This window comes from Vibrio sp. Y176 (assembly GCF_033438945.1).
Map to the genome: position 1 here is coordinate 1 of NZ_JAWOQS010001168.1, position 521 is coordinate 521.

1 pseudogene is annotated in these 521 nt (G+C 46.4%); it reads right to left on the reverse strand.

Annotation, left to right across the window (positions count from 1 at the left end):
• Nucleotides 1-32: 32 nt before the first annotated feature.
• Nucleotides 33-437: pseudogene (locus R7O13_RS30785) on the reverse strand (hypothetical protein); the annotation flags it as partial.
• Nucleotides 438-521 lie beyond the last annotated feature (84 nt).

The window sequence follows — 521 nt, forward strand, 5'->3', positions numbered from 1 at the left end:
GAACCTGTCCAATCGTCATCGTTGTCTATTTAAACGTAACCAACTTTTCCACCCACTTCTAGTTGAGGACCAAGCCATTGGCGCACGCCTAGGTTTAGCTCCATACCAACATCTGTGCTGCTTGAGCTTGTTGGCTGAACCACACGCATTAGCATTTCACCTGTAAGGTCTGCCCAGTTGTTTAGCGGTGAGTGAAAGCCAAAACCTGCTGCAGAATCAAAGTCGCTATCAAACTCAGAGTCGATACGAGCAATAACGTGCGCATTCGGGTGAATAGATTTGCTGAAGCCAGCACCAAATGTCACAGGGCTTGCGCCGATACGAGCTTCGAAATAATCGTAGCTAAAGTTGCTCATAGTTGCAGGCGCGTTGCGGTCTGCGGCTAGGGCATGGCTTGATGCCATTAATAGGGCAGCGGCTAATAGTGTTTTACGCATAACTAACGATAAACCTTGTTCTTTATTTCCATGGATTCAGGCAAATGCTTGAACCGTAATCTGATTTGTCCGACATCATAATAA